This window comes from Streptomyces sp. SM1 (genome assembly GCF_002910825.1).
Classification (GTDB): Bacteria; Actinomycetota; Actinomycetes; order Streptomycetales; family Streptomycetaceae; genus Streptomyces; species Streptomyces okerensis.
Genome location: NZ_NEUB01000452.1, coordinates 1 through 7,295 on the forward strand (window position 1 = coordinate 1; position 7,295 = coordinate 7,295).

The window sequence follows — 7,295 nt, forward strand, 5'->3', positions numbered from 1 at the left end:
AGGACCGCCACAGGGCCGCGTACGGGCCGTTCGCCGCGACGAGTTCGTCATGGCTGCCCAGTTCACTGATGCGACCGTTCTCCACGACGGCGATGACGTCCGCGTCGTGGGCGGTGTGCAGCCGGTGCGCGATGGCGACCACCGTCCGGCCGTCCAGAACCCGGGCCAGGGAGCGCTCCAGGTGACGCGCCGCGCGGGGGTCGAGCAGCGAGGTCGCCTCGTCCAGGACGAGGGTGTGCGGGTCCGCCAGCACCAGCCGGGCCAGCGCGATCTGCTGGGCCTGAGCGGGGGTGAGCGCGAAACCGCCCGAGCCGACCTCGGTGTCCAGGCCGTCGTCGAGCGCACGTGCCCAGCCGTCCGCGTCGACCGCCCCGAGCGCCGCCCACAACTGGGCGTCCCCGGCGTCCGCCCGGGCGAGCCGGAGATTGTCACGCAGGGATCCCACGAACACGTGGTGCTCCTGGTTGACCAGCGCCACATGCTGCCGGACCCGTTCGGCGGTCATCCGCGAAAGCTCGGCGTCGCCCAGCGTGACCCGCCCCTCCCGGGGTGCGTAGATCCCGGCGAGCAGGCGGCCCAGTGTGGACTTGCCCGCGCCCGACGGGCCGACCAGTGCCAGCCTGGTCCCGGGTGCGACCTCCAGGGACACCTTGCGCAGGACGTCCACGCCCTCCTGGTAGCCGAAGTGCACCCGGTCCGCGTGCACCCGGCGCCCGTCGGGTGCCAGCGCGGTGTCCCCGGCGTCAGGCTCGATGTCCCGGACCCCGACCAGCCGGGCCAGCGACACCTGCGCCACCTGCAACTCGTCGTACCAGCGCAGGATGAGTCCCACCGGGTCCACGAGCATCTGCGCGATCAGCGCGCCCGTGGTCAGCTGACCGACACCGATCCAGCCCTGCAGGACGAACACCCCGCCGATCATCAGCACCGAGCCGAGCACGGTCACATGGGTGATGTTGACGACGGGGAAGAGCACCGACCGCAGCCAGAGCGTGTAGCGCTCCCAGGCGGTCCACTCCCGGACCCGCTGGTCGGTCAGCGCCACGCGACGCGTGCCGAGGCGGTGCGCCTCCACGGTCCGCCCCGCGTCCACGGTCTCCGCGAGCGCGGCGGCGACGGCGGCGTACCCCGCGGCCTCCGAGCGGTAGGCCGCCGACGCCCGCCGGAAGTACCAGCGGCAGCCGGCCACCAGCAGCGGCACGGCCACCAGGACCGCCGGTGCCAGTTCGGGCGCCGTGACGACCAGCCCGCCCAGCAGCAGCACCACCCACACCACGCCGATGGCCAGCTGCGGCACGGCCTCGCGCATCGCGTTGCCGAGCCGGTCGATGTCGGTCGTGATCCGCGACAGCAGATCGCCCGTGCCGGCCCGCTCCAGTACGCCCGGGGGCAGGCCCACCGACCGCACCAGGAAGTCCTCGCGCAGATCGGCCAGCATCCGTTCACCGAGCATCGCCCCGCGCAGCCGGACCTGCCGGACGAACACCGCCTGGACGGCCAGCGCGAGCACGAAGATCCCTGCGGTGAGCCCCGGACGCAGCTCCCGCTCGGGGTCGGAGATCCCTTCCACCAGCCCGCCGAGCAGGTACGGGCCGACCATCGAGGCGATCACGGCGACCGTGTTCACCGCGATCAGCAGCAGGAAGGCCCGACGGTGCCGGCGCAGCAGTTCCGTGACATAGGCGCGCACGGTGGCGGGCGCGCCCACGGGAAGGGTGGCGGCCGCGGTCGGGGCCGCCGGGTCGTACACCGGTGGCGCCACGCCGATCATGCTGTCTCCTCGATCTCTTCCAGCTCTTCGATCTCTTCCAGTCGCCGCAGGACTCCGTCCGCGCGCACCGCTCCGTCGGCTCCGTCCGCGCGCGGGACGCCGTCCGCGCGCACGGTCCCGGCTTCGGCCGGCGCTGCCCCGGGCTCGGTCTCGCGGGTCACCACGGCCCGGTACCGGGGTTCGGTGCGCACCAGGTCGCGGTGGCCGCCGACCGCCGCGACGGTGTCGCCGTCCAGGAAGACCACCCGGTCGGCGCGGTCCAGCAGCAGGGGGGACGAGGTGAACACCACAGTGGTGCGGCCCGCCCGCAGTCCGCGCACGCCCTCCGCGATCCGGGCCTCGGTGTGCGAGTCGACGGCCGACGTCGGCTCGTCCAGGACGAGTACCTCCGGGTCCGTGACGAGTGACCGGGCCAGCGCGAGCCGCTGGCGCTGCCCGCCCGACAGGGACCGCCCGCGTTCGGTGATCCGGGCGTCCATCGGGTCCCCGGTGCCCAGTGAGCCCTGCACCAGAGCCGCCAGCACGTCCCCGCACTGTGCGGCCTGCAGCGCGTCGGGCGGGTCGACCGCACCGGACGCGGGCATGTCGAGCAGCTCGCGCAGGGTGCCCGACAGCAGCACCGGGTCCTTGTCCTGCACCAGGACGGCCTCCCGGGCGGAGTCCAGCGGCAGCTCGTCGAGGGGCACTCCGCCGAGCAGTACCGGCGGGCTCGGTTCCGAGGCGTGCCCGCCGAGCCGTTCGGCCAGCCGTCCCGCCGCGTCGGGATCCCCGCAGACCACGGCGGTGAGGCGGCCCGCCGGGGCGAGCAGTCCGGTCGCCGGGTCGTACAGGTCCCCGGCCGGGACTCCGGCGGCACGCGAGCCCCCGGTGTCCGTGGCCCGCTCCAGCGACAGCACGTGCGCGGCCCGCCTGGCCGAGGGTCGCGAGAAGGAGTACGCCATCGCGATCTCCTCGAAGTGGCGGATCGGATAGGTGAGCAGCATGACCGAGCTGTAGACGGTGACCAGTTCACCGACGGTGATGCGGCCCTCGCGGGCCAGATGGACGCCGTACCAGACGACCGTGATCAGCAGCAGACCCGGCAGCAGCACCTGGATCGCGGCGATCAGCGACCACATCCGCGCACTGCGTACGGCGGCGTGGCGTACCTCCTGGGAGGCGCGGCGGTAGCGGTCGAGGAACAGGTCCTCGCCGCCGATGCCGCGCAGCACGCGCAGCCCGGCGACGGTGTCGGAGGCCAGCTCGGTGGCCCGGCCGGCCTTCTCGCGCTGGACGTCCGCCCGCCGGGTGGCGCGGGGCAGCAGCGGCAGCACCGCGATCGCCAGCACGGGCAGTCCCACGGCGACGGCGACGCCGAGCGCCGGCTGGTAGACCAGCAGACCGGTGCAGACCAGCACGATCGTGACCGCTGCCGCGGTGAACCGCGACAGGGCCTCCACGAACCAGCCGATCTTCTCGACGTCACCGGTGGAGACGGCCACCACCTCTCCGGCGGCGACCCGGCGGGTCAGCGCGGATCCCAGGGTGGCGGCCTTGCGGCCGAGCAGTTGCTGCACGCGGGCGGCGGCGGTGATCCAGTTGGTGACGGCGGCCCGGTGCAGGAAGGTCTCGCCGACCGCGTTGCCCGCGCAGACCAGCGCCATCAGCCCCCCCGCCAGGGCGAGCCGGCCGCCGGAGCGGTCGACGGCGGCCTGGACGCCGACGCCGACACAGAACGGCAGCGAGGCGACGGAGACGAAGTGCAGCAGGCCCCAGGCCAGCGCCTTGAGCTGCCCGGACAGCTGGTTCCGGAAGAGCCACCACAGGAATCGGGGACCCGAGCGCGCGTCGGGCACCCCCGGGTCGGGAAACGGAAGGTCTTGGATCTGCATGACGTCCCAGTGGCTCGGATCGGGATGCGGCGGAAAGGAGAGGCGGAGACGGAGGGGACAGCGGGGAAGACAGGAGGAGAGGAACGGCGACGGAGGGCGGAACGGTGCCGGTGAGGGGTTCACGGACACGCCTGCGCACCGTCCGTGGACGGCGAGCAGCAAACCGTGACAGGTTGACGCCGTCACGGACGAGGAGGCAAACGGTTTTCCACGTCACCGCACAGAACCGGGCTCTCCGGCCGGCCGCCGTCATCCCCCGGGCGGCTTCAGGCGGACGTCTCCCGGCACGGAGGGGCGGTCTTCCCGTCGACCAGGGTGTCCAGCAGCTCGCCCAGTGCCTCGCGCTGCTCCCCACCCAGGGGGGCCAGGATCTCCTCGGCCGCGGTCCGGCGGGCCGCCCGCAGTTCCCGCAGCGCCGCGCGCCCGTCGTCGGTGAGTTCGATCCGGATCACCCGCCGGTTGGCCGGATCCGGCACCCTGCGCACCCTGCCATTGGCCTCCAGCCCGTCGACCAGCGTGGTGACGGCCCGGGGGACCACCTCGAGCCGTTCGGCCAGATCGGCCATGCGCGGCGGCGATCCGTAGTGCGCGAGGGTGCGCAGCAGCCGGGACTGGGCGGGGGTGATCCCCAGCCCGCGCCGCTCCAGATGGCGCTTCTGGATGCGGTGCACCCGGCGGGTGAGCCGAAGCAACTGCTCGGCCAGCAGGCCGTCGGGATCGGGGGCGGTCATGCGGGAACAATATCAGGACGACGTTCATTGTGAGTATAGGTAACAATGAGCTGTGTTCCGGCGTTCGCTCGCCCCGGGGCGCCTTCTCCGGGCGCCCGTCCCGAAGGAGACCATGCACCCCGATCACGAAGCCGGCTGGACCCCGCCCGCCGGTGCCAAGGAGCAGCCCCGGCAGGTGCGGCGCATCCTGAGGCTCTTCCGCCCCTACCGGAGTCGCCTCGCGATCGTCGGCCTGCTGGTCGGCGCCGCCTCCCTGGTCTCGGTCGCCACCCCGTTCCTGCTGAAGGCGATCCTCGACGTCGCGATCCCTGAGGGCCGCACCGGACTGCTCAGCCTGCTGGCGCTGGGCATGATCCTCAGCGCGGTCCTCACCAGCGTCTTCGGCGTACTGCAGACCCTGATCTCCACGACCGTCGGTCAGCGCGTCATGCACGACCTGCGCACCGCCGTCTACGGACGGCTCCAGCGCATGTCACTGGCCTTCTTCACCCGCACGCGCACCGGCGAGGTCCAGTCCCGCATCGCCAACGACATCGGCGGCATGCAGGCCACCGTGACCTCCACGGCGACCTCCCTGGTCTCCAATCTCACCAGCGTCGTCGCCACCGTCGTCGCGATGCTCGTGCTCGACTGGCGGCTGACCGTCGTGACACTGGTGCTGCTGCCGGTCTTTGTCTGGATCAGCCGCCGCGTCGGCAACGAACGCAAGAAGATCACCACACAGCGCCAGAAGCAGATGGCCGCGATGGCCGCCACAGTCACCGAGTCGCTCTCCGTCGGCGGCATCCTGCTCGGTCGCACCATGGGCCGCTCCGACTCACTGACCGGCGCCTTCGCGGAGGAGTCCGAGCGCCTGGTCGACCTCGAGGTGCGGTCGAACATGGCCGGCCGCTGGCGGATGGCCGTCATCACCGTCGTCATGGCCGCGATGCCGGCCGTCATCTACTGGACGGCCGGCATCGCCCTGAAGACCGGTGGTCCCGAGGTCTCCATCGGCACGATCGTCGCCTTCGTCTCGCTCCAGCAGGGACTCTTCCGTCCGGCCGTGAGCCTGTTGTCCACCGGCGTCCAGATCCAGAGCTCGCTCGCGCTCTTCCAGCGCATCTTCGAGTACCTGGACCTCCCTGTCGACATCACGGAGCGCGAGGACCCGGTCCGCCTGGAGCGGGTCAGGGGTGAGGTCCGCTTCGAGAACGTCACCTTCGGCTACGACGGCAGGAACGGGCCCGTGCTCGACGGCATCGACATCACCGTCCCGCCGGGAGGAGATCTCGCCGTCGTCGGCGCGACCGGCGCCGGCAAGTCCACGCTCGGTCACCTCGTGCCGCGGCTGTACGACGTCACGGGCGGCCGGGTCACCCTCGACGGGGTCGACGTGCGCGACCTCGACTTCGACACGCTGGCCCGCGCGGTCGGCGTCGTCTCCCAGGAGACCTACCTCTTCCACGCCTCGATCGCGGACAACCTGCGGTTCGCCAAGCCGGACGCCACCGACGAGGAACTGCGTGCGGCGGCCGCGGCCGCCCAGATCCACGACCACATCGCCTCACTTCCCGACGGCTACGACACCGTGGTCGGCGAGCGGGGCCACCGGTTCTCCGGCGGTGAGAAACAGCGCCTGGCGATCGCCCGCACCATCCTGCGCGACCCGCCCGTCCTGGTGCTCGACGAGGCCACCAGCGCCCTGGACACCCGGACCGAGGCCGCCGTCCAGCAGGCCATCGACGCACTGTCGGCCAACCGCACCACGCTCACCATCGCCCACCGCCTGTCCACCGTTCGCGGCGCCGACCAGATCGTGGTCCTCGACTCCGGCCGCGCGGTCGAACGCGGCACGCACGAGGAGCTGGTGGAGCAGAACGGGCGCTACGCGGCGCTCGTGCGCCGGAACGCCCGACTGGAGCCGACAAGATGAAGATATGCCGGATTTATGGAGGTATGCGGGTTACCGTGCCCGCATGCAGACGAACACTCCGTCACGGAGCACGATCCGACTGACGCGCCGGGGCCGCCTCGCCCTCGCCGCGCTCGGGGCCGTCGTGGCCGGCACCGCCGTGGCGGTGCCGCTGCTGATCATGAACGGCGACGGCGAGTCCCGCCCCCGGGCACTGGTTGTCCCGGAGGGCTGGCGGGCGAGCCAGGTGTACGCCGCCATCGACAAGACCCTCGATCTGCCGTCGGGTTCCACGAAGAAGTCCCTCGCCAAGGCGGACCTGAAGCTGCCGAACGAGGCCGAGGGCAATCCGGAGGGCTATCTGTTCCCGGCCACCTATCCGCTTCAGGAGAAGGCCACCCCGCAGAAGCTGCTGGCGCGGATGGTCGACACGGCGGACAAGAAGTTCAACGGAGCCCCGATCGCCGCGGGCGCGCAGCGCAACGCGATGAACGTCTATCAGGCGGTCACGGTCGCGAGCATCGTCCAGGCCGAGGCCGCCACCAAGGCCGACATGGGCAAGGTGGCCCGGGTGATCTTCAACCGGCTGGAGCGGGGGATGCCGCTCCAGATGGACTCGACCGTCAGCTACGCGCTGGGCCGCTCGACGCCGCGCATGACGGAGGCCGACACCAGGATCGACAGCCCCTACAACTCCTACCAGCGGATGGGGCTGCCGCCGACCCCGATCGACAATCCCGGCGAGGACGCGGTGCGGGCAGCCATCAGCCCGACCCCGGGCGACTGGCTCTACTTCGTCACGGTCAAGCCCGGCGACACCCGCTTCACCGCGGACTTCGCGGAGCACGAGCGCAACGTGGCCGAGTCCGACGCCCAGCGGAAGAAGGCGGACGAGGCGGCGAAGAAGTGATCCACCCGGGCCGATCCACCCGGGCCGATCCACCCGGGCCGATCCACCCGGGCCGATCCGCCCGGGCCGATCCGCCCGGGCTGGTCCATACGGGCCGATCCGCCCGGGCCGGCCGTCA

5 protein-coding genes are annotated in these 7,295 nt (G+C 72.1%); 2 read left to right on the forward strand and 3 right to left on the reverse strand.

Translation table 11 applies throughout. The features are described 5' to 3' along the window. The 3 genes from B9S61_RS11330 to B9S61_RS11340 form a co-directional block, all read right to left on the reverse strand. The coding region (locus B9S61_RS11330; protein ID WP_103542142.1) for an ABC transporter ATP-binding protein at window positions 1-1,771 on the reverse strand (1,771 nt) is incomplete at its 3' end. Next, complete coding sequence (locus B9S61_RS11335) at window positions 1,768-3,642, reverse strand: ABC transporter ATP-binding protein (RefSeq protein WP_103542143.1); 1,875 nt, start codon at window positions 3,640-3,642, stop codon at window positions 1,768-1,770. The genes B9S61_RS11330 and B9S61_RS11335, both read right to left, overlap by 4 nt. 266 nt (window positions 3,643-3,908) lie before the next feature. Next, window positions 3,909-4,373, reverse strand: coding sequence for a MarR family winged helix-turn-helix transcriptional regulator (locus B9S61_RS11340; RefSeq protein WP_103542144.1), 465 nt, complete (start codon window positions 4,371-4,373; stop codon window positions 3,909-3,911). Between the two features lie 112 nt (window positions 4,374-4,485). Between B9S61_RS11340 and B9S61_RS11345 the strand changes: the two genes are divergently transcribed. Together B9S61_RS11345 and mltG are read left to right on the forward strand one after the other, a co-directional pair. Further along, window positions 4,486-6,288, forward strand: a complete 1,803-nt coding sequence (locus B9S61_RS11345; RefSeq protein ID WP_103542146.1) for an ABC transporter ATP-binding protein — start codon at window positions 4,486-4,488, stop codon at window positions 6,286-6,288. A gap of 43 nt (window positions 6,289-6,331) precedes the next feature. Further along, window positions 6,332-7,177: an endolytic transglycosylase MltG gene (mltG, locus tag B9S61_RS11350; RefSeq protein WP_103542145.1), complete on the forward strand. Its 846-nt coding sequence runs from the start codon at window positions 6,332-6,334 to the stop codon at window positions 7,175-7,177. Window positions 7,178-7,295: the final 118 nt, after the last annotated feature.

What these genes read in the sequence shown, in the direction of transcription:
- mltG (WP_103542145.1), top strand. Translation starts at nt 6,332, where the DNA reads ATGCAGACGAACACTCCGTCACGGAGCACGATCCGACTGACGCGCCGG.
- B9S61_RS11335 (WP_103542143.1), bottom strand. Translation starts at nt 3,642, where the DNA reads ATGCAGATCCAAGACCTTCCGTTTCCCGACCCGGGGGTGCCCGACGCG.
- B9S61_RS11345 (WP_103542146.1), top strand. Translation starts at nt 4,486, where the DNA reads ATGCACCCCGATCACGAAGCCGGCTGGACCCCGCCCGCCGGTGCCAAG.
- B9S61_RS11340 (WP_103542144.1), bottom strand. Translation starts at nt 4,373, where the DNA reads ATGACCGCCCCCGATCCCGACGGCCTGCTGGCCGAGCAGTTGCTTCGG.